20 protein-coding genes are annotated in these 21,402 nt (G+C 64.6%); 14 read left to right on the forward strand and 6 right to left on the reverse strand.

Annotation, left to right across the window (positions count from 1 at the left end; translation table 11 throughout):
* Positions 1-10: 10 nt before the first annotated feature.
* The 4 genes from ABID26_RS21430 to erpA all read right to left on the reverse strand — a co-directional run bounded on the left by ABID26_RS21430 (position 11) and on the right by erpA (position 1,924).
* Complete coding sequence (locus ABID26_RS21430; RefSeq protein ID WP_126099767.1) at positions 11-295, reverse strand: hypothetical protein; 285 nt, start codon at positions 293-295, stop codon at positions 11-13.
* Between the two features lie 80 nt (positions 296-375).
* Positions 376-1,170, reverse strand: coding sequence for an exodeoxyribonuclease III (gene xth, locus ABID26_RS21435; protein ID WP_292304265.1), 795 nt, complete (start codon positions 1,168-1,170; stop codon positions 376-378).
* Positions 1,171-1,177: 7 nt separating this feature from the next.
* Positions 1,178-1,570, reverse strand: a complete 393-nt coding sequence (locus ABID26_RS21440; protein WP_292304267.1) for a VOC family protein — start codon at positions 1,568-1,570, stop codon at positions 1,178-1,180.
* A 6-nt stretch (positions 1,571-1,576) separates the two neighbouring features.
* Positions 1,577-1,924 (reverse strand): iron-sulfur cluster insertion protein ErpA, encoded by a 348-nt coding sequence (erpA, locus tag ABID26_RS21445; protein WP_292304269.1) that lies wholly within the window; start codon positions 1,922-1,924, stop codon positions 1,577-1,579.
* Positions 1,925-2,014: 90 nt separating this feature from the next.
* Between erpA and ABID26_RS21450 the strand changes: the two genes are divergently transcribed.
* The 13 genes from ABID26_RS21450 to ABID26_RS21510 all read left to right on the forward strand — a co-directional run bounded on the left by ABID26_RS21450 (position 2,015) and on the right by ABID26_RS21510 (position 18,340).
* Positions 2,015-3,232, forward strand: coding sequence for a deoxyguanosinetriphosphate triphosphohydrolase (locus ABID26_RS21450; RefSeq protein WP_292304270.1), 1,218 nt, complete (start codon positions 2,015-2,017; stop codon positions 3,230-3,232).
* A 62-nt stretch (positions 3,233-3,294) separates the two neighbouring features.
* Positions 3,295-5,052 (forward strand): arginine--tRNA ligase, encoded by a 1,758-nt coding sequence (gene argS, locus ABID26_RS21455; protein ID WP_126099772.1) that lies wholly within the window; start codon positions 3,295-3,297, stop codon positions 5,050-5,052.
* A gap of 103 nt (positions 5,053-5,155) precedes the next feature.
* Entirely contained in the window at positions 5,156-8,872 is a 3,717-nt protein-coding gene (locus ABID26_RS21460) for an SPOR domain-containing protein (protein WP_354416275.1), read from the forward strand.
* Between the two features lie 134 nt (positions 8,873-9,006).
* A complete protein-coding gene (nagZ, locus tag ABID26_RS21465) occupies positions 9,007-10,026 on the forward strand; it encodes a beta-N-acetylhexosaminidase (protein WP_292304824.1) in 1,020 nt (339 codons plus the stop codon).
* A gap of 63 nt (positions 10,027-10,089) precedes the next feature.
* Entirely contained in the window at positions 10,090-10,890 is an 801-nt protein-coding gene (locus ABID26_RS21470) for a segregation and condensation protein A (protein WP_126102672.1), read from the forward strand.
* Positions 10,887-11,642, forward strand: coding sequence for an SMC-Scp complex subunit ScpB (gene scpB, locus ABID26_RS21475; protein WP_126099775.1), 756 nt, complete (start codon positions 10,887-10,889; stop codon positions 11,640-11,642). Before ABID26_RS21470 ends, scpB begins: the two co-directional genes overlap by 4 nt.
* 179 nt (positions 11,643-11,821) lie before the next feature.
* Positions 11,822-12,040: a twin-arginine translocase TatA/TatE family subunit gene (locus ABID26_RS21480; protein WP_059185404.1), complete on the forward strand. Its 219-nt coding sequence runs from the start codon at positions 11,822-11,824 to the stop codon at positions 12,038-12,040.
* 82 nt (positions 12,041-12,122) lie between these two features.
* Entirely contained in the window at positions 12,123-12,827 is a 705-nt protein-coding gene (gene tatB, locus ABID26_RS21485; protein ID WP_292344526.1) for a Sec-independent protein translocase protein TatB, read from the forward strand.
* Positions 12,824-13,690 carry a twin-arginine translocase subunit TatC gene (gene tatC, locus ABID26_RS21490; RefSeq protein ID WP_292300593.1) on the forward strand — a complete coding sequence of 289 codons (867 nt, stop codon included), beginning with the start codon at positions 12,824-12,826 and terminating at the stop codon, positions 13,688-13,690. Before tatB ends, tatC begins: the two co-directional genes overlap by 4 nt.
* Before the next feature lie 109 nt (positions 13,691-13,799).
* The gene (serS, locus tag ABID26_RS21495) at positions 13,800-15,104 is read left to right on the forward strand and encodes a serine--tRNA ligase (protein WP_292300591.1); all 1,305 of its coding nucleotides are present in this window, start codon (positions 13,800-13,802) and stop codon (positions 15,102-15,104) included.
* Between the two features lie 4 nt (positions 15,105-15,108).
* Complete coding sequence (surE, locus tag ABID26_RS21500; RefSeq protein WP_126099779.1) at positions 15,109-15,867, forward strand: 5'/3'-nucleotidase SurE; 759 nt, start codon at positions 15,109-15,111, stop codon at positions 15,865-15,867.
* A complete protein-coding gene (locus tag ABID26_RS21505) occupies positions 15,864-16,517 on the forward strand; it encodes a protein-L-isoaspartate(D-aspartate) O-methyltransferase (RefSeq protein ID WP_292338940.1) in 654 nt (217 codons plus the stop codon). The genes surE and ABID26_RS21505 overlap by 4 nt, the downstream gene beginning before the upstream one ends.
* 296 nt (positions 16,518-16,813) lie before the next feature.
* On the forward strand, positions 16,814-18,340 hold the full coding sequence (locus ABID26_RS21510; protein WP_292300587.1) for a LysM peptidoglycan-binding domain-containing M23 family metallopeptidase: 1,527 nt from the start codon (positions 16,814-16,816) through the stop codon (positions 18,338-18,340).
* A 107-nt stretch (positions 18,341-18,447) separates the two neighbouring features.
* On the opposite strand, the gene ABID26_RS21515 is transcribed toward ABID26_RS21510, so the two are convergent.
* Positions 18,448-19,338 carry an NAD-dependent epimerase/dehydratase family protein gene (locus ABID26_RS21515; RefSeq protein WP_292300597.1) on the reverse strand — a complete coding sequence of 297 codons (891 nt, stop codon included), beginning with the start codon at positions 19,336-19,338 and terminating at the stop codon, positions 18,448-18,450.
* Positions 19,339-19,640: 302 nt separating this feature from the next.
* On the opposite strand from ABID26_RS21515, the gene ABID26_RS21520 reads away from it, so the two are divergent.
* Positions 19,641-20,270, forward strand: a complete 630-nt coding sequence (locus tag ABID26_RS21520) for a helix-turn-helix domain-containing protein (protein ID WP_292367296.1) — start codon at positions 19,641-19,643, stop codon at positions 20,268-20,270.
* A 10-nt stretch (positions 20,271-20,280) separates the two neighbouring features.
* Here ABID26_RS21520 and ABID26_RS21525 read toward each other — a convergent pair whose 3' ends face one another.
* Positions 20,281-21,153, reverse strand: a complete 873-nt coding sequence (locus ABID26_RS21525; RefSeq protein ID WP_292300583.1) for an ATP-binding protein — start codon at positions 21,151-21,153, stop codon at positions 20,281-20,283.
* Between the last annotated feature and the right edge of the window lie 249 nt (positions 21,154-21,402).

Raw genomic sequence — 21,402 nt, forward strand, 5'->3', positions numbered from 1 at the left:
GCGGCGGCTTTCAGTTGTCGGTAGGCTCCGTCGGCACCGTGCTCGGCGTCGAGGTCGGGTGCAATTTCGGCGCCTGGTTCTCGCCAGGGCAGTCGTCCTTCACCTTCGTCCAGGAGGTGTTGTTGAGAACCATGTCGCAGCGCGCGAGGTGACTTTCGCCGGCAACAGTCAGGCAGGCCGTTTCACCGACCTTGAAGGATTTGCCGTTGGCAAGGCATGCCTGGGCGAGCGTCGGCGCCGGCGCGGCGAACGCCAGCGCAAAGCCGATCGGGCAAAGAACAAATCGGATCGTCATTGAACCCCCGCAACAACCCGCATCAAACGCGCGATTTGTGGCGATATCAGGGTTCTGCGAGAGTTAGCTGAATAGCTTCTTCAGGTCGGCCGCAGGTCGAGATCGATCGCCACCGGCACATGATCGGAGGGTTTTTCCCAGGCGCGCACATGCTTTTCGACCGAGGCCGAGGAAAAGCGGTTGGCGGCTTCGGGCGACAGCAAAAGATGGTCGATGCGGATGCCGTTGTTCTTCTGCCAGGCGCCGGCCTGATAGTCCCAGAAAGTATAGACGTCGGAGGAGTCAGTGACGGCGCGCACGGCCTCGGTGAAGCCGAGATTCTTCAGGCGGCGGAAGGCTTGCCTCGTCTGCGGCTGGAACAGCGCGTCGCCGAGCCAGTTCTCGGGGAACCTGGCGTCGGCGTGCTCCGGAATGACATTGTAGTCGCCGGCCAGCACCAGCGCCTCCTCGAGCCTGAGGCGCTCGACCGCCCAGCGCTCGAGCCGCGCCATCCATGCCAGCTTGTAGGAAAACTTCCGCTCGTCATCGATCGGATTGCCGTTCGGCAAATAAAGCGAGGCGACGCGCAAGGCGCCTTTGTCGGTCGAAAAAACGCCTTCGATGAAACGCGCATGGTCGTCGGCATCGTCTCCGGGCAGACCGCGATTGACCTCGTCGAAGGGGAGCTTCGACAGGAGGGCGACGCCGTTGAAGCTCTTCTGGCCGTTGGTCTCGACATTGTAGCCCAGCGCCTCGATCTCGGCGCGCGGAAACTGATCGTCGAGGGTCTTGATCTCCTGCAGGCAGACGATGTCCGGCGCGCTCTCGGTCAGCCAGTGGGTGAGGTTGCCGATGCGGGCGCGAACGCCGTTGATGTTCCAGGTGACGATCTTCATGGGGACCTCAATCTCGTTCCGGCGCAAGGCGCTCGACGAGGCCGATCGTATTGCCTGCGGGGTCCTTTAGAAAGGCCATCCATTCGCTTTCCCCCGCCGGACCGAACCTACCCTCGGTGTCACGATGGACGAGCGCGGGCTGCGCGGTGAAGGGAACGCCGGCGGCCTTCGCCTCGGCATGGAAAGCCTCGAGACCGGCAATGTCGAGATAGACGGTGCCGGGCGGCACGCCGTCGGCAAAGAACAGCCGCACGGCCCCTGCCATGATGAAGGCGATGCCCGGCGGGTCGTAGCGCGCATGCACGCTCGTGCCGAGCACGTCTTGCCAGAAGGCAAGCGTGGCATCGAGATCGCGCCCGGCCGACAGCGCGACCTGGCGGACCGCGCCGATCGGAGGCATCGGAGGTCAGATGGAGAAACTGGTGCCGCAGCCGCAGGAGGCGACGGCGTTCGGGTTCCTGATCTGGAAGGACTGGCCCATCAGGTCGTCGACGAAGTCGATCACCGAGCCGCCCATATAGACCAGCGAGAGGTCGTCGATCAGGATCGTCGCGCCATCCTTCTCGATGGCGACGTCGTCGTCGTTGCGACTATCGACGAGGTCGAACTTGTAGGAAAAACCGGAGCAGCCGCCGCCTTCGACGGAAACGCGCAGCGCGGTCTTGCCGGGCTCGCCGGACAGGATCCTGGCGATCCGCTTCGCGGCGGCGTCGGTCATCTCGACCTTCATGGCAGTCTTGGCATCCGCGCCCATCGGCGTCACCTTGCTTTCGGTTTCCTATGATAGGTATGAAGCGGGCGCGGGCAAGTCAACCGGTGGGTGACACAGTCAACTGGTGGGTGAATGGGCAAGGATGCTCTCGACGATATCGGATTCGGCTACCGGCCGCGCGCCGTCTATGCCAGCGATCCGGCGCGTTCGCGCGGCCGCCTGTTCGATGAGCCGGAAAGCCCGACCCGCACGCCGTTCCAGCGGGACCGCGACCGCATCATTCATTCCACCGCCTTTCGCCGGCTGAAGCACAAGACGCAGGTGTTCGTCGCGCATGAAGGCGACCACTATCGCACCAGGCTGACGCATTCGATCGAGGTGGCGCAGATCGCCCGGGCCCTGGCGCGGGCGCTGCGCGGCGACGAGGACCTCGCCGAGGCGGTGGCATTGGTGCATGATTTCGGCCACACGCCTTTCGGCCATACCGGCGAGGAGGCGCTGAACGAGAAGATGTCCGGTTGGGGCGGCTTCGACCACAATGCGCAGTCGCTGCGCGTCGTGACGCGGCTCGAGCGGCGCTATGCGGAGTTCGACGGGCTGAACCTCACCTGGGAAACGCTGGAAGGACTGGTCAAGCACAACGGTCCGCTCACCGACGCGAGTGGGAAGGGGCTCAAGGGGCCGGTGCCGCAGGCGATCCGCGACTATTCGGAGCTGCACGACCTCGAGCTTGACCGGTTCGCCGGCATCGAGGCGCAGTGCGCCGCAATCGCCGACGACATCGCCTACAACACCCATGATATCGACGACGGCCTGCGTGCCGGCTTCCTGACGCTGGAAATGCTGGAGGGTGTCGGCCTGCCGAGTTCGATCCTCGCGGCAGTGCGCGCCCGCTATCCGGGGCTCGACGACGTACGCACCGGCCATGAGCTGATGCGCCGGCAGATCACACTGATGGTGGAGGATGTCATCACATCGACCGCCGCCAACATCGAGCGGCTGAAACCGGACAGCGCCGACGCGGTGAGGGCGGCGGGTGAAACGATCGTCACCTTTTCCGCCAGCATGGCCGCGGCCGAAAAGGAACTGAAGGCCTTCCTCTACAAGCATCTCTACCGGCATGCCGAAGTGATGCGCGTGCGCGCGGACGCCGAACAGATCGTCCGAGACCTGTTCGATGTCTATTTCGCCGACCCGCGCGCCATGCCGGACGGCTGGCGCGAAGGGCTCGACAGAGCGGAAGACCGCATCAAGGCGCGCAGCGTCGCCGATTTCCTGGCCGGCATGACCGATACCTATGCGCTCAAGGAGCATAGGCGTCTGTTTGACCATACGCCGGATTTAAGCTAGGGCGAGCCTCGATTTTGCCGGCCAAGAAAAGCCGGTCGCCTCTTAAAGCCCAGAGCACACAGATGAATATCTTCGCCGATTTCAACGCGCGGATCGTAAAAGCTGTCGAAGCCCTTGATCTGAAAGACAAGGACGGCGGAGCGTTGGATCTGTCGCGTATCGCGGTCGAGCCGCCGCGCGACGCCAGCCATGGCGATCTTGCCACCAATGCGGCGATGGTGCTGGCCAAGCCTACCGGCCAGAACCCGCGCGCTCTCGCCGAGAAGCTGACCGAAGCGCTGCGCGCTGATGCCGACATCGCGTCTGCCGATGTCGCCGGGCCGGGTTTCGTCAATCTCAGACTCAAGGACGGGTTCTGGCAGGCGCATCTCGCGGTGCTGCTCGGCGAAGGCCGCAACTATGGCCGCTCGAAGATCGGCGGCGGCCGCAAGGCCAATGTCGAATATGTCTCGGCCAACCCGACCGGCCCGATGCATGTCGGGCATTGCCGCGGCGCCGTCGTCGGCGACACGCTCGCCAATTTGATGGCCTTCGCCGGCTACGACGTGACCAAGGAATATGTCATCAACGACGCCGGCTCGCAGATCGACGTGCTCGGCCGCTCGGCCATGCTGCGCTACCGCGAAGCGCTCGGCGAAGACATCGGCGAGATCCCGCCAGGCCTCTATCCGGGCGACTACCTGGTCCCGGTAGGCCAGGCGCTGGCCGAGCAGTTCGGCCTCGGCCTGCTGGAGATGCCGGGAGACGAAGCGCTGGCGATCGTCAAGGACCGCACGGTCGATGCGATGATGGCGATGATCCGCGAGGACCTGGCGCTGCTCAACGTGCATCACGACGTGTTCTTTTCCGAGCGCACGCTGCATGCCGACAATGCCAAGAAGATCCGGGCCGCGATCGCCGACCTGACGCTCAAAGGCCATATCTACAAGGGCAAGCTGCCGCCGCCGAAGGGCGAGAAGCCGGACGATTGGGAGGACCGCGAGCAGACGCTGTTCCGCTCGACCGCCGTCGGCGACGATATGGACCGGGCACTGGTCAAGTCCGACGGCTCGTTCACCTATTTCGCCGCCGACGTCGCCTATCTCAAGGACAAGGTCGAGCGCGGCTTCGTCGATCTGATCTATGTACTCGGCGCCGACCATGGCGGCTACGTCAAGCGGCTCGAGGCGCTGGCGCGCGCGGTCGCCGGCGACACGGTCAAGCTCACGGTCCTGCTCTGCCAACTGGTCAAGCTGTTCCGCGATGGCGAGCCGGTCCGGATGTCTAAGCGGTCGGGCGATTTCGTCACGCTGCGCGACGTGGTGGAGGAGGTCGGCCGCGACCCGATCCGCTTCATGATGCTCTACCGCAAGAACGACGCGCCGCTCGATTTCGACTTCGCCAAGGTCACCGAGCAGTCCAAGGACAATCCGGTGTTTTACGTGCAGTACGCCTCGGCGCGCTGCCACTCGGTCTTCCGGCAGGCGAGCGAGCAATTGGGCGAGGCGAATTTCGATCGTAACCGGCTCGTGGCCTCGGTTGCGTCGCTGACCGATGAGGGCGAGATCGGCCTGGTCCGGAAGCTGGCTGAATATCCACGGCTGATTGAATCCGCGGCACTTGCGCTGGAGCCGCACCGGCTGGCATTCTACCTCTACGATCTGGCGTCGAGCTTCCACGCACACTGGAATCGGGGCACCGACAACCCAGACTTACGTTTTGTTAAGGTTAACGACCCACAATTGACGTATGCCAGACTAGGGCTGGTGCAGGCTGTTTCGGATGTTTTGACCTCCGGCCTGACGCTGATAGGAGCTGATGCGCCTACCGAAATGCGTTAGGTTTGACTAAAAAACCTGTCACCTTTTGCCCACATTGCGCTGGTAAGGGCCAACCCTGCGCGACGTCCATGGCGTCCGACTGTGTGCGAGTTCGGGAACAATAATGGCAGACAGAACCCAGCTGAAAGTAGCCGCAAACAACCACATCGCCGAAGACGATCCGTTCGCGGAACTGACCCGCATCATGGGTTTCGATCCGCGCCAGCCGGTCAGGCCGCAGACGCCAGCGGCCGCAAAGGCTGCCCCCGCAAACCAGGCTGCGGAAGAGGGCGATTTCGACATCGACCTCGAAAAGGAGCTGATGGGCGAATTCGACGTTGCCGAGGAAAGCGCGCCGGTCGTGCAGCAGACAGCTCGGCACGAGCCGGCCTACGGAGCCGCCAATGCCGCTCTCACCGACGACGAGCTTGCCGCTTCCTTTGAGCAGGATTTCGTCTTTGACGACGCTGTCGATCACGCCCATTTTGCCACGCCTCGTGCGCCGGAGCCGGCCGCCGACGATGATTTCGACAAGGCGGTCGCGGGCTCCTTGGAGGTCTCGCCGCTGGAGGACGAAGTCTCGCCTCTGGAGGACGAGGTCTCGCCTCTAGAGGACGACCTTTCCGTCGACCAGGAAATGGCGGCATCGCTGGATGAGGGCTTCCGGGTCGACCATCACGAGCCCGATGCGGGCCGTGGCGCCGTCGCCGCCGCCGAGCCTGCCGCTGTCGAGCCCGCCGTTGTCGAGCCTGCGGCCGAGGCGGCATTCGATGCCGATTTCGACAGCGCCGTTCAGATGTCGCTCGAGGACGAGCTGGCGTTCGATGACCGCGAGACCGGGCAGTCCGAGGCCGCTGACGTTCAGCCGGTCGAGGCTCACCCCGCTGCCGACCAGCCGATCGCCGACGGAGATTTCGACGGCGAGTTCGATCAGGTCCAGTTCGATCAGGCCCCATTTGACCAGGCGATGGCCGATGTCGACATGGATCTCGATCAGCCGATCCTGGAACAGGAACTGGTCGATGCCGAGCAGCCGGTGGCTGTCGAGGCGCCTGTTGAGGCAGCGCATTTCGCCGCTGATCCCGAGCCCGCCATCGATCCCGAGCTTGTTGCCGATCGCGAGCCTGCCGCGGATCAGGTCTTCGAAGACGATTTCGAGCTCAGCTTCCGTGACGCCCTTGCCGAGGAGCCGGAAGCTGCCGCCCTGGAGCCTGAACCCGTTGCTGACCACCGGGCTGCAACCGATCACGTGTTTGGAGACGATTTCGAACGCAGCTTCGGTGACGCCCTTGCCGAGGAGCCGGAAGCTGCCGCCGCGGAGCCTGAATCCGTCGCTGACCACCGGGCCGCAACCGATCAGGTCTTCGAAGACGATTTCGAACTCAACTTCGGTGACGCTCTTGCCGAGGAGCCGGTAGTTCCTGCTGTCGAGCCCGTGGCTGCGGCTGAGCCATCATTCGCGGAGCCTGCTCCGGCCGTATCGGCACCGGTTCCGCCGATTGCGGCAGTCGAGCCGGCCAAGCCGACTGCGACCTCTGCCGAGCGGAGCCTGGAAGACGAGCTCAACGCGCTGCTCGGCGCTATGACCGCACGGCCCATCCCGGCCGCGGCGGCTCCGGTCGCCCCCACTCCGGTCGCCCCCACTCCGGTCGCCAAGGAACCCGCTCCGGCGCCGCAGCCGGCCGGCTACACCGGCCAGCACGCTGCCGTGGCAGCCGATGATCTCGATTGGGATCTCGATGAGCACGAGCTTGCGCGGAGCGAGGAGACCGATCAGCCTGCCGATGCCGATGCCGATCTCGATGCGCTGCTCGCCGGCGAACTCGACCGGCAGGGCTTCGAAGACACGGCGGCTGAACAGAATGCCGAGCCGAGCATCGATTTCGATGACGAGGCTTTCGATGCAGCTTTTGCCAAGGGCATCGAGCAGGACGCGTCGGTCGCCGAACCGGCCCGGTCGTGGAGCCGCGTGACCCCGGTCGCCGCACCTGCGCAGGCCTCGTTCGCGTCGCAGCCGCCGACGGCCTCAGCGCCGCAAATGGCGGCTCCCGCCTATCGTGACGCGCCGGTGAAGGACTATTCCGCCTACGCCAAGCCGACGTTGCAGATGGCGGCGCCTGCCAATGGTGACGAGCCGGCGAAGGACTATTCCACCTACGCCAAGCCGGCCTCGGCGCCGCAGCCTCGCCATCAGGAGGAAATGCCCGATGTCGAGACGGTCGACGTGCCGGAGCGCGTCGTGGCGCTGGCCGACGATCTCGATATTCCGGAGCTCAGCTTCGAGGAGGATCAGCCGGCAGCGCCCGTCTATGACGATCTCGATGCCGAGTTTGCAGGCTTGCTTAGCGAGATGAACGCGACCGAGATCGCTCAGGCGCCCGTGCAGAGCCGGGGCTATGAGGACGATTCCTACAATGCCGGGTTCAAGACCGGCTATGATCGTCGCGAGCTTCGCGCGGAGACGCCCACCGCTCCGGCGGCCGCCTCCTATGCCGCGGCCGCGAGCGAATTCGATGCCGACGATTTGCCCGGCAGCCGCCCGGTTTCGCAAGCCGAGGGCTTTGCAGTCGACGAGCTCGACTACGATCCCGAGCTCGACGAGGCGATGACCGTGCCGGGCCTTGCCGAGCGCGAAGCCGCAAAGCCGCGCAGCCGCGGCTTCATGGTTGCCGCGCTCGTCGGCGCCGCGGTGATCGCCGGCGGGCTCGGCGCTCTTGCCTTCTCCTTCGGCGGCAAGGGCGGCAGCGAAGCGCCCGTAATCGTCAAGGCCGACAATTCGCCGATCAAGGTCAAGCCGGAAAATCCGGGCGGAGCCGTGGTGCCGAACCAGGACAACAAGGTCTATGACGCGGTGGCGAAGGGTGGGGCGGCCAAGCCCACTGAGCCTGTGCAGCAGAAACTGGTGACCAACACCGAGGAGCCGATCGACGTGGCGTCGAAGGAACCGCCGCAGAGCCGGATCGTCGACCTCTCGCCTGACGATACCGACGCAGCGCCCGGTACTGACGCAGCTGGCAATCCGAACGCCGCCGCGCCGAAAGCAGAAGCAGCAGCGCCGACTGCAGACGCCTCAGTGCCGGCTGGTGCCCAGGCGGCAGCGCCTGAGAGCGCGCAGCCGCCCGCTCCTGCGCCGAAGTCGGAAGACCGCATCGCCCAGGTGCTGCAGGAGGCCGACAAGGGGGCCAACAACGACGTCGTCGCCGTGGCACCGCGCAAGGTCAAGACCATGATGGTGAAGCCCGACGGCTCGCTGGTTCCGCGCGAGGACCCGGCTCCCGCGCCGGAAGTTGCGGCGACGGAGCCTCCCGATCCGGCGCCGCAGCATGTCGCTCCGGCCGGGCAGGGCGATGCCCAGCCGACGGGAACCGTCACGCCGGCCGCCGACCAGTCCGCGGATCAGGCCGATTCCGGTCAGGATGAGACCGCCAAGCCGGCGAAGCCGACTGCCGCGCCGAAAGCCGAAGCCAAGGTCCAGTCGGCCAACACGCCGGCGAAAGTGCCGGTGGCGCCGCCGCGCCCGTCCGACCAGCCGGTCGACATCGTCGGCGAAGTCAAGCCCGACAAGGTCGCTTCCATCGATCCGGCGGCGGCAGGCGGCGGCTCGTGGTCGATGCAGGTCGCCTCGCAGCCGACGGTCGAAAGCGCCCAGTCGACCTACCAGGACCTGCAGCGCCGTTACGGCAGCGTGCTTTCCGGGCGTACCGCCAACATCGTCAAGGCCGAGATCGCCGGCAAGGGCACGTTCTACCGCGTTCGCGTTCCGGCGCAGTCGCGCAACGATGCGATCAACCTGTGCACCAGCTACAAGGCGGCCGGCGGCACCTGCTTCGTGTCGCGCTGACCATCCCGAGCGTCCCAAAGCCGGCGCTGCCCTCAGGGCCGCGCCGGCTTTTCGTTGTGGACGGCTTTCGGCATTCGGGCGCTGCGGGGCAGGGGTGATTCCCTTTGCTTTCCCAAAGCCCTAAGCTTCCCTCTATGACCGAATCAAAATCCATGATCCTCGGCTGCGCCGGGAAATCGCTCGCCCCTGATGAAATCCGCTTCTACCGCGATGAACGCCCCTGGGGTTTCATCCTGTTTGCGCGCAACATCGGCGAGGCCGAGCAGATCCGCGATCTTGTCTCCTCGATGCGCGACTGCGTCGGGCGCCCGGATGCTCCGGTCTTCATCGACCAGGAAGGCGGCCGGGTGCAGCGCCTGCGGCCGCCGCTGGCGCCGAACTACCCTGCCGGTGGCGCGCTTGGCGCGCTTTGGCGCGACGATCGCGAGGCCGGCCGCCGCGCCGCGTGGCTGCTGGCGCGGCTGCATGCCTTCGATCTTTCCCGTTTAGGCATCACCGCCGATTGCCTGCCGGTGCTCGACGTTCCAGTCGAGGGCGCCAGCGACGTGATCGGCGCGCGCGCTTATGGCAAAGAGCCCAATGCCGTGATCGAGCTTGGCCGGGCTTCGGCCGAAGGCCTGATGTCGGGCGGCGTCCTGCCGGTCATGAAGCATATTCCTGGCCATGGCCGCGCCTTCGCCGACACGCATTTTGCGCTGCCGACGGTCGACACGCCGCTCGCCGAGTTGCGGCGACATGATTTCGCCCCGTTCAAGGCGCTCAACCACCTGCCGATGGCGATGACGGCGCATGTCGTCTACAGCGCCGTCGACCCGGACAATCCAGCGACGACCTCGGCCAAGGTCGTCAACGAGGTGATCCGCGGCGAGATCGGCTTCGACGGGCTCTTGATGAGCGACGACACGTCGATGAAGGCACTTTCTGGGGATTTCCCGACAAAGGCGGCCGCGATCCTTGCGGCCGGCGTCGATCTCGTCCTTCACTGCAACGGCGTTTTCGAGGAAATGTCAGGGATCGCGTCGCGCACGACGGCGCTCGAAGGCAAGTCCTTGGCGAGAGCGGAGCGGGCGCTGACCTATATAGAGAGCCGCGACGTCGCCGACGAAAGTGCGATACGCGCGGAATTCGCCACCTATTTCGAAGCGGTGGCCTGAACCGAAGGGAAAGAAAGGCAAGTGGCGGAAACATTGGACAGCAAGGCCGCGAAGGCCGCACCGATGGACCGTCTGTGGGCCGAGAACGACGATTCACGCCTGACAGGCGATCCGTCGCTGGTGGTCGACGTGGCAGGCTTCGAAGGCCCGCTCGACCTTCTGCTGCACCTTGCCCGCAACCAGAAGGTCGATCTGGCGCGCATCTCGATCCTGGCGCTCGCCGAGCAATATCTGGCCTTCATCGAGAGGGTGAGGGCGCTGAGGCTGGAGCTTGCGGCCGATTATCTGGTGATGGCGGCGTGGCTCGCCTTCCTCAAATCGAAGCTGCTGATCCCGAAGCAGCCGGGGGAAGAGGGCGAGAGCGGTGAGGAACTGGCGGCGGTGCTGCAATTCCGGCTGAAGCGTTTGGAAGCGATGCGCGATGCGGCCGCAAGGCTGGTCAACCGCAACCGGCTTGGCCGCGACGTCTTCGCGCGCGGCATGCCAGAGATGGTGATCGTGGAGAAGCGCAACGCCTATTCGGCCTCGCTCTACGATCTGCTGACCGCCTATGCGCAGCAGCGCCAGCGGCAGGCGATCAACAACGTGACGATCGCCAGACGCGCTGTCTGGTCGCTGAAGGACGCGCGCGACGTGCTGGCGCGGCTGGTCGGCACGCTGAGCGACTGGACGGCGCTGGACAGCTTCCTGATCCAATATCTGGCGGCGCCGGAAGAGAAACGCACGGCAGTTGCGAGTTCCTTCGCGGCGACGCTCGAAATGGTGCGCGAGGGCAAGCTGGAAGTGCGGCAGGACCAGGTTTTCGCGCCGATCTACCTGCGCGGGCGCGCACAAGGGGTCAAGGCAGTCGAGGTGGTATCATGAGCGAGCGCGCCAACGCTTCGGTCATCCCGTTCAAGGTCGAGGACGAGCCGGAAGACGAGATGGCCGAACAGGGCTCTGTTGCGAACCCCGCCGAGCGGCTGCAATTGTCGGAAGCCGTCCGCATGGCCGAGGCGATCATCTTCGCAAGCGCCGAGCCGGTGAGCGAAAGGCAGCTGGTGGCGCGCCTGCCCGAGGGCGTCAACATAGCGGCGGCAATGGCCGACCTGCAGGAAATCTACGCCAAGCGCGGGGTCAACCTGGTGCGGGTCGGCGACGCCTGGGCGTTCCGCACCGCCGGCGACCTCGCCTTCCTGATGAGCCGGGACTCCGTCCAGCAGAGAAAGCTTTCGCGCGCGGCGCTCGAGGTGCTGGCGATCATTGCCTATCACCAGCCGGTGACGCGGGCCGAGATCGAGGACATCAGGGGCGTCGAGACCTCGAAGGGCACGCTGGACACGCTCTTGGAAACGGAGTGGGTCAGGATGCGCGGCCGGCGCCGCACGCCTGGCCGTCCTGTGACCTATGGCACGACCGATGCCTTCCTCGATCACTTCGCGCTGGAGGAAATCCGCGATCTGCCTGGCATGGAAGAGCTGAAGGGCGCCGGATTGCTCTCGACGCGCATGCCGTCCAATTTCTCCATGCCGGTGCCGCCGGCCGATCCGGAGGCACCTGCCGAGGATGAGGATGCGCTGACCGATATCGACCTCGAGGAACTCGGGTTGCTCACACCGCGCGTCACGGAAGAGTGACCTTGAATTTGCCGCGAATGGCCTATTAGCTAGGGCTGCGCGGATTCGTAGCAAGGCGCTCACGCCGAAAGTGCGTGACATCCGCTAGCCATTTTATCAACTTCATTGCGGTTGTGTTTGAATCCCCGAGCGAAAACGCATAGATCATCGCCGAGGGAAAACATTCGAGAGAGATGGTTATGGGTTCATTTTCGATTTGGCACTGGATGATCGTACTGGTCATCGTGCTTCTGGTGTTCGGTCGGGGCAAGATCCCCGAACTGATGGGCGACATGGCCAAGGGCATCAAGAGCTTCAAGAAGGGCATGGCTGACGACGATACCGACGACAAGCGCACCGTCGAGCATCGTGCCGACGAGACCGTTTCGCCGGGCAAGGAAAAGGTCAGCAAGAGCTGAGCCCGGTTGTTGGTTTGTACATGCCGTTAGCCCAAAACCGCTCCGCGTTTTTGGGCGGCATGCACTAGTCGGAATAGATGCCATGTTCGAAGTCGGTTGGAGCGAACTGCTGGTGATCGCGGTCGTCATGATCGTGGTCGTCGGGCCGAAGGATTTGCCCAGCATGCTGCGGACCTTCGGCCGCACCGCGGCGAAATTGCGTGCCATGGCGGGCGACTTCCAGAAGCAGTTCAATGACGCGCTCAAGGAAGCCGAACTCGACGACGTCAAGAGTTCGATCGACAGCCTTCGGGGCCTCAATCCAATGAACGAGGTCCGCAAGCAGCTCAATCCGTTCGAGCAGGCTGCGGCGGATGTTCGCTCCGGCGTCGATACGATGATGAAGCCCAAACCGGCCGCCGATCCGGCGGCGCCGGCAGCATCGACGCCGCAGGCCGCCGAGCCGCTCAAAAACGGCGCGACGGACATGCCCGGCGTCAACGGGACCGAGGCGGCTGCGGCCGCGCCGATCTTCCCCGCCATGACCGATGCTTCCCTGACCGCGCCAACTGCGGAGACCGCCGTGCCGGCCCAGCCGGTAAGAAAGTCGGCGACATCGAAGGCGAAGACGGTATCCGCCAAGGCTGCCGGGGCGAAAGCCCCGGCGAAGTCCGCGGCTGCAGCGGCAAAGGCTGTAACGCCCGCCAAGAAGGTAGCGCCCAAGACCGAGGCCAAGCCCGCTGCGGCGAAGAAGCCGGCCGCGAAGAAGTCACCCGATGCCAAGAAGACGGCGGGAGCCGCCAAGTGAGCGTTTCGGATCAGGAAAAAGACGAGATCGAGAAATCGTCGGCGCCGCTGATCGAGCACCTTATCGAGCTGCGCCGGCGGCTGATCTGGTCGCTGGGTGGCTTCTTCATCGCCTTCCTCGTCTGCTTCTTCTTCGCCAAGCGTCTGTTCAACCTTCTGGTCGTTCCGTTCAAATGGGCGACGCAATGGGCCGGGCTCGACCCGCACAAGGTCGAGCTGATCTACACGGCGCCGCAGGAGTTCTTCTTCACGCAGGTGAAGCTCGCCATGTTCGGCGGCATGGTGATCGCCTTCCCGCTGATCGCCACGCAGATCTACAAGTTCATCGCGCCGGGCCTCTACAAGAACGAGCGCAGCGCTTTCCTGCCGTTCCTTATAGCGTCGCCCATCCTGTTCCTGATGGGTGCTTCGCTGGTCTATTTCTTCTTCACGCCGATGGTGATGTGGTTCTTCCTCGCCATGCAGCAGGTCGGCACCAACGACCAGGTGCAGATCTCGCTGCTGCCGAAGGTGTCGGAATATCTCAGCCTGATCATGACTTTGATCTTCTCCTTCGGCCTGGTGTTCCAACTGCCGGTCGTGACCAGCCTTTTGACGCGCGTCGGCCTGCTGTCGTCGCAGGCGCTGGCCGAAAAGCGCAAATGGGCGATTGTCCTTTCCTTCGTCGTTGCCGCGGTGCTGACGCCGCCCGATCCGATGAGCCAGTGCGGCCTCGCTATCCCGACCATCATTCTCTACGAGGTCGCTATCTGGTCCTCGCGCCTGATCGAGCGCAGCCAGGCACGAGACCGCTTGGCGCGCGAGCAGCAGGAAGAGGCGGGGAGTTCGGTCGCCGGCAAGACGCCGGACGCCTCGTCCACCTAAGCGAGGCCGTCCAAGCCAGGAAAATCGCGGCGTTGCGCTTACCCCCCGTCTTGCATCGATGACGGATGCGGTTTACGCCCTCGAACCTTACTTTGAGGACGGATCAACCATGCTTGACATCAAATGGATTCGCGAAAATCCGGTCGCTCTCGTCGATGCGCTGGTGAAGCGCTCGTGGTCGGCGGACAATGCGCAGTCCACGGTCGACGATCTGATCGCCAGGGATGAGGCGCGGCGCGCGCATCTGAGCGAACTGCAGGTCAAGCAGGAACGCCGCAACGCCGCCTCGAAAGAGATCGGCAACGCCATGCGTTCGGGCGACGCCACGCTCGCAGAAAAGCTCAAGGGCGAAGTCAGCGACATCAAGGCCTTCATTCAGAATGGCGAGGCGCGCGAGCGCGAGCTCGACAAGGCGCTGAACGACGCGCTCGCGGTGTTGCCTAACGTGCCGCTCGACGACGTGCCGGTCGGCAAGGACGAGAAGGACAATGTCGTCAAGCGCATCGTCGGCGAGGTGCCGACGCGGCCGAACTGGGTGAAGGAGCATTTCGAGATCGGCGAAGCGCTCGGCATGATGGACTTCGAGCGGGCGGCGAAGCTGTCGGGCTCGCGCTTCACGGTACTGAAGAGCCAACTCGCGCGCATGGAGCGCGCGATCGGCCAGTTCATGCTCGACCTGCACACGACCGAGCACGGCTATGAGGAAATCATCCCGCCGCTGATGGTGCGCGACGAGGTGCTTTTCGGCACCAACCAGCTGCCGAAATTCGAGCTCGACCTTTTCTTCACGCCGCATGGCGACGGGCGCCTCGGCCTGATCCCGACGGCGGAAGTGCCGCTCACCAACCTCGTGCGCGAGGAGATCACCGCGCATGAAAAGCTGCCGCTGCGCTACACGGCGCTGACGCCGTGCTTCCGCTCGGAAGCGGGCTCGGCCGGGCGCGACACGCGCGGCATGCTTCGCCAGCACCAGTTCTACAAGGTCGAGCTGGTGTCGATCACCGACCAGGAAAGCTCGCTCGCCGAGCATGAGCGCATGACTGAATGCGCCGAAGAGGTGCTGAAGAGGCTCGGCCTGCCGTTCCGCACGGTGACGCTCTGCACCGGCGACATGGGTTTTGGCGCGCGCAAGACATACGACATCGAGGTCTGGTTGCCGGGCCAGAACGCTTACCGCGAAATCTCGTCCTGCTCGGTCTGCGGCGATTTCCAGGCGCGCCGCATGGACGCCCGCTATAAGGACAAGGACGGCAAGGGCAACCGCTTCGTCCATACGTTGAACGGTTCCGGCACCGCGGTCGGCCGCGCTCTCATTGCCGTCATCGAAAACTACCAGAATGAGGACGGCAGCGTAACCATTCCTGAAGCGCTGCGACCTTACATGAGTGGCCTCGCCAAGATCGAATCGAAATGAGTCCATGCGCATCCTGCTGACCAACGATGACGGCATCCATGCCGAGGGGCTGGCGTCGCTCGAACGCATTGCCCGCGCGCTCTCGGATGACGTCTGGGTGGTGGCGCCCGAGCAGGACCAGTCCGGCTATGCGCATTCGCTCTCGATCTCGGAGCCGCTGCGGCTGAGGACGGTTGGCGAAAGACACTATGCCGTGCGCGGCACGCCGACCGACTGCGTCATCATGGGCACGAAAAAGATCCTGCCCGGGCCGCCGGACCTCATACTGTCGGGCGTCAATTCCGGCGCCAACATTGCCGATGACGTCACCTATTCCGGCACCGTTGCCGGCGCCATGGAGGGCGCGCTGCTCGGCGTCCGCTCGATCGCGGTGAGCCAAGCCTACTCCTATGTTGGCGAGGATCGCGTCGTTCCTTACGAGACGACCGAGGCGCTGGCGCCGGCGCTGCTGAAGAAGCTGATCGCGACGCCGCTGCCGGAAGGCGTACTGCTCAACGTCAATTTCCCGAACTGCGCGCCCGACGAAATCGAGGGCACTGTCGTCACCTCGCAAGGCAAGCTCGTGCACAGCCTGTGGGTCGACGAACGTCGTGACGGCCGCGGCCTGCCTTACTACTGGCTGCGGTTCGGCCGCGAGCCGGTCGAAGGCAAGAAGGGCACCGACCTCTATGCTCTGCGCAACCGGCTGGTGTCGGTGACGCCGCTGCAGCTCGACCTCACCGCTCATGAACTCCGCGACCAGCTGACCAAGGCGCTGTCATGACCATGACTATCGACGATCGCGAAGGCTTTGCCGCTTTCCTGCTCCGCCTGCGGGGCAGGGGCACGGCGCCGAAAGCGCTGATCGCAGCCTTCGAGGCGACGCCGCGGCGGGGTTTCCTGTCCGCGCAGTTCCATTCGATCGCCTGGTCGGAGGGCATGCTGCCGATCGAATGCGGCGAGGCGATCGAGGGCGCGGACCTGCAGGCGGCGGTGATCGCGGCTTTGGCCATCGAGCCGGGCAACCGCGTGCTCGAGATCGGCACCGGGTCGGGCTATAGCGCTGCGGTGATGTCCAGGCTCGCCGCGCGCATCGTCACCGTCGACCGCTACAAGACCTTGATCGAACAGGCAAAGCAGCGCTTCGAGGCGCTCGGCATCGGCAACGTCATCGCGCGCCAGGCCGACGGCTCCAACGGCCTGCCCAACGAAGGGCCGTTCGACCGCATCCTCGCCTGGGCGGCGTTCGACAGCCTGCCGCGATTCCTGCTCGATCAATTGTCGAGCGGCGGCATCGTCATCGCGCCCATCGGTCCGGAGGAGGGCGAGCAGGTGCTGGCCAAGCTCACCAAGGTCGGCAGCCGCTTCGAGCGCGAGGACATCGGCATGGTCAGGCTGCAGCCGATCCTGCGCAGCGTCGCCGCGGTGATCTAGCTGGGCTTGGATTCAGGTGAGGCCGGCCTGCAAATGGCGGCCTCCTGCGCTTCCGGCCTTCGCCGGCCGAAGCGCTCATGAGTGGCGTGGCAGTTAAATTAAGGCTACGGCCGGCGTAGGCCGGTTCTCGGAAGCCACCATTTTCGACGCGGCCTGACCTGAATCCAAACCCAGCTTCTGCGCTTTTCGAAATGTTTTAAGAAAATTTTCGCCGGATTCTAATGGGTTAACCGGCCAGTAACATTAACGCGCTTTAATCAGGACCAGTTTGTACCGGGTCTGTGCGGGTTAGTGCGATGCAATTCAGTGGTTTGAAGGCAAACGGACGCAATCTGGCGCGTGGCTGCGCCGTCCTCATGATCGCCGGCGCCGCGGCCGGGTGCAGCTCGCAGGCCATGCGCTTCAACGGTGTCGACGACGTTTTTACCTCGTCCACCAACAACCAGCGCGCCATCATCAACAAGCAGAATGCCGACCAGCCTTACCCGGGCGATACGGTCGCACCGGCGCCTGTCGACGGCAGCCACACCCAGTCGGTAAGCCGCTCCAGCCTCGAGCCGGTGACGTCCCAGCAGTTGCCGCCGCCCTCGCAGGCGGCCGCGGCGCCGGCCAAGCCGATGCGGACCGCCTCGGCCCCGGCGCTCGCTCCGGCTCCTGCGGCGCCGCATCTCGACAAGACGGCCACCGGCACGGTCGCGTCGGCAGCGAAGCCGTTCAAGACCGCCGAGCCCGATGCCGTGCGCAACGCAAGCGCTGCGCCGCACGCCACCGAGATCGTCGTCAGGGAAGGCGAGACGATTTCGGGCCTCGCGCGGCAATATCATGTGCCGGCGGATGCGATCATCAAGGTCAATGGGCTCGATCCCAACAAGGGCATCAGAACCGGCCAGAAGATCGTCATCCCGGCCTATGCCTATTCGAGCAAGGCCGAGCCCAAGGTTGCCGACGCCACCAAGCCTGTGAACACCCCGAAGCAGCCTGCCGGCGCGCCGGAGAAGGTTGCCGTGCTGCCCCAGCAGCCGAAGCTCAAGGACGGCAAGTCGGCCGCGCAGGTCGACGCATCGGCGGCCGCCAGCGGTTCGAAGAACGCCAAGCCCGCACAGATGGCCGAGGCAAAGCCGGCCGGCGCCGGCGGCACCTACACTGTCCAGCAGGGCGACTCCCTGTCCTCGATCGCGCGCAAGACCGGCGTCGGCGTCACGGCGCTCAAGCAGGCCAACGGCATGAAGGACGGGCTCTTGAAGATCGGCCAGACGCTCAAGGTTCCGGCCGGCGGCACCGTCGCCGCCGCCAACCCTGCAGCGACCAAGCCGTCCGTCGACCCGGTGACGACGGCGACGACGCAGCCGCCGGCAAAGACCACGCCGTCGCAGACGCTCGCTTCCTACACGCCGCCGAAGAAGGACGCCAAGGTCATTCAGCAGGCCGAGGACGACGATGCGGTGGCGCCGGATGCGACCGGCATCGGCAAGATGCGCTGGCCGGTGCGCGGCCGCGTCATCTCCGGCTTCGGTTCGGGCAAGGACGGCGTCGACATCGCGGTGCCGGAAGGAACGCCGATCAAGGCGGCCGAGAACGGCGTCGTCATCTATGCCGGCGACGGCCTCAAGGAGTTCGGCAACACTGTGCTGGTGCGCCACGAGAACGGCCTGGTCACCGTTTACGGCCACGCCAGCTCGATCGAGGTGCAGCGCGGCCAGAAGGTCAAGCGCGGCCAGGAGATCGCGCTGTCCGGCATGAGCGGGACGACGGACTCGCCTAAGTTGCACTTCGAAGTGCGCAAGAACTCTGCCCCGGTCGATCCGAGCGGCTATCTCGAATAGAACAAGAACAACTTGCGGGCCGCCTGACCTCCAGTCCGGCCCGCCGGCTTCAGCCCGCTCCGTCAGGAGCGGGCTTTTTCAGTTGCCGAAGATGCATGACGCACGGCTCAAAGATGATCTTGGAGCGTGTCGGCGATCATCTCTTCAAGGCTGCTGGCCTTCACGCCTAGAAGCGTCTCGGCGTCGGAGGAATCGACCAGCAGGGGGCTCTCGAAGAGGTACTTCATCTCGATGAGCTCATGCATGCCCAGCGCCCCCATCTCGGGGATGGAATAGGAGCGTGCCTCTGAAACCTCTCGTCCGAGCATTGCCGCGGTTTTCCGGATCAGCTCGCGGGGGGAGGCGTGTTGCGAGGGGACATGAAACGCCCGTCCCCATTCACCCGTGTAGCGGGAGGCGGCGACAAGCGTCCTGGCGACGTCCTTGGTGAAGGTCCAGGCATGAGTCGCATCGAGGTCTCCAATGAAGGCGACAGGCTTGCCCTCGATGACGGAGGGCAGCGCGACCAGTGAGAAGTAACTGATCGCGCCATGTCCCAGATAGTCGCTGGAGCGTATTTCGATCGCCGGCGCATTGGCACGGGCCGCCCGCTGCCACATGATCGTCCTGGCGGTCCCCTTCTTCGAACTCGGGTCCAGAGGCAAGTCAGAGCGAAGCGGGTTTTCGGTATTTTCGCCATAACCATAGAGGTTTCCGAGCACGATGAGCTTCGCGCCGACCGCTTCCGCCGCCTGCACGGCGCCGTCGATTATGGGGAAAAAGTCGGTTGGCCAGCGATGATATGCGGCCATGGCACACATGAAGATGGCATCGGCGCCTCGGCAGACACACGACAGCGCCGAGGCGTCCGTGGCGTCAGCCTGTACGGCCCGCACGTTCCGCAACGCATGCGAACCGACGCTTCGGCTTGTAAGGATGACATCATGGCCTTCTTCGCCAAGAAGGCGGGCTGTCTCCCGCCCAACCGGGCCCGCGCCGACAACAACATACAAACTCATGGCAACCTCTCTTCCAAGTTTGATGGAGAGGCCGGAGTACAAGTTCGCGGCGTTGAAAATCGCGCGCGAATTGCCAAATCTTGAACAGGTTCCGCCATGAATCGAGAGAGCATGTGTCCGCAATTCCTTCCGGCTCGACCCTGTCCGACGTAACGATGGTTTCCCGGCATGTTGAGGCGGGCGTCCATCTGCTGCCCCGGGCGCCACACCATCGCATCATGGTGCATGCAAGCGCGGCGACGCGCTCCTACTGCAATCAGGTTGGGCGATATTTCGTCAGGCGCGCCGGGGATATCGACCTGGTGCCGGCTGGCGAGGAGGGCGGTTTCGAGGCCGAAACCCCGTTCGACACGATGGAGATCGTCTTGCAGCCCGCCTTGATGGAAAGGGTCGCCGCAGAACTTGGGGGCAGGGCGCGAGCATCACGGCTCGACATCCGCCACCTGCTTCGTGACCAGCGCATCGAGCATCTCGCTCGAGCACTGCAGAGCGATCTCGCTGCAGACGCGCCGAGTGGCCCTTTGTTTGCCGAGGGCATCGGCGCCGCGCTTGCGGTGAGGCTGCTTGGCCTCGATGGCCCAGACGTAGTTCGAGTGAACCGGTTGTCGGACGCGCAGCTAAAGCGTGTCCTGGAACACATCGAGTCCGCTCTACATGAGCCGCTTTCGATCGATCGCCTGAGCCGGGTTGCCGGCGCGAGCAGCTCGCATTTGCGCACATGGTTCAAAGCGGCGATGGGCGTCACCTTGCATCGCTACGTGTTGCGACGTCGCGTGGAAAGGGCGTGCGTTCTGCTGCGGCGACGCGATCTCAGCACAAGCGAGGTTGCGGCATTGACGGGCTTCGCGCACCAGTCACATCTCGCGCATTGGATGCGCCGCGAGACCGGCCAGACGCCGCGTGACTTGCGACGGGCGCACTCGCCCAAGTGACGTTCACGCTTCAATCCTTGAGCGGCTTGCCGAGTCGGCCGGCGAGGTCCTGCGTGAATTGCCAGGCGACGCGGCCGGAGCGGCTGCCGCGTGTCGTCGCCCATTCCAGCGCGTCCGCGCGCAGGCTCTCGGGGTCGATGGTAAGGCCGTGATAGCGGACATAGCCGTCGATCATGTCGAGATACTCGTCCTGCGAGCATTTGTGGAAGCCGAGCCACAGGCCGAAGCGGTCGGAAAGCGAGACTTTTTCCTCCACGGCCTCCGACGGATTGATGGCGGTCGAGCGTTCATTGTCGATCATGTCGCGCGGCAACAGGTGCCGCCGGTTCGACGTGGCGTAAAAGATGACGTTGGCCGGCCGGCCCTCGACGCCGCCTTCGAGCGCCGCCTTCAGCGACTTGTAGGAGGTGTCGTCGTGATCGAAGGAGAGGTCGTCGCAAAACAGGATGAAGCGATAGGGCGCGGCCTTCAGCAGGCCCATCAGCTTCGGCAGCGTGTCGATGTCCTCGCGATGGATCTCGATCAGCTTCAAAGGCCGGTCGAGCTTGTCCAAGGCATTGACCCGGGCGTGCACGGCCTTGACCAGCGACGACTTGCCCATGCCGCGCGCGCCCCAGAGCAACACGTTGTTGGCGGCGAAGCCGGAAGCGAAGCGCTCGGTGTTGTCGAGCAGGATGTCGCGGACCCGGTCGACGCCGCGGATCAGGCCGATGTCGACGCGGTTGACCTTGCGCACCGGCTCCAGATAGCCGGGGTCGGCCTGCCAGACGAAGCAGTCGGCCAGGCCGAGATCGGTTTGCGGAACGGGTGGCGGGGCGAGGCGGGAGACCGCCTCGATCAGGCGGTCGAGCTTCTTGTTCAGGGCATCCAGGCTATCGGTCATTTCCGGTCTTTTCGCTTTGGCATCTCGCAACGTGAAGCGGGTCCATGATTGCGCACCAAGGACCAACTGCAAGCTTTTGTTGGAGCACGATCTTTTCGGGCCGGCTCCAAGCGGCTTCCGGCTGCGACGCTCTAGCACGCGCCAAACGGCTGGAAAAGCAACGGATTCGGCGGGTCGCGCAGTTGCATTGGCAACTTTACCGACTATATTCCGCCCAAATTTTCGCGGGGCCGCAGCGGCGGTATTTTA

This window comes from Mesorhizobium shonense (assembly GCF_040545255.1).
Lineage (GTDB): Bacteria > Pseudomonadota > Alphaproteobacteria > Rhizobiales > Rhizobiaceae > Mesorhizobium > Mesorhizobium shonense.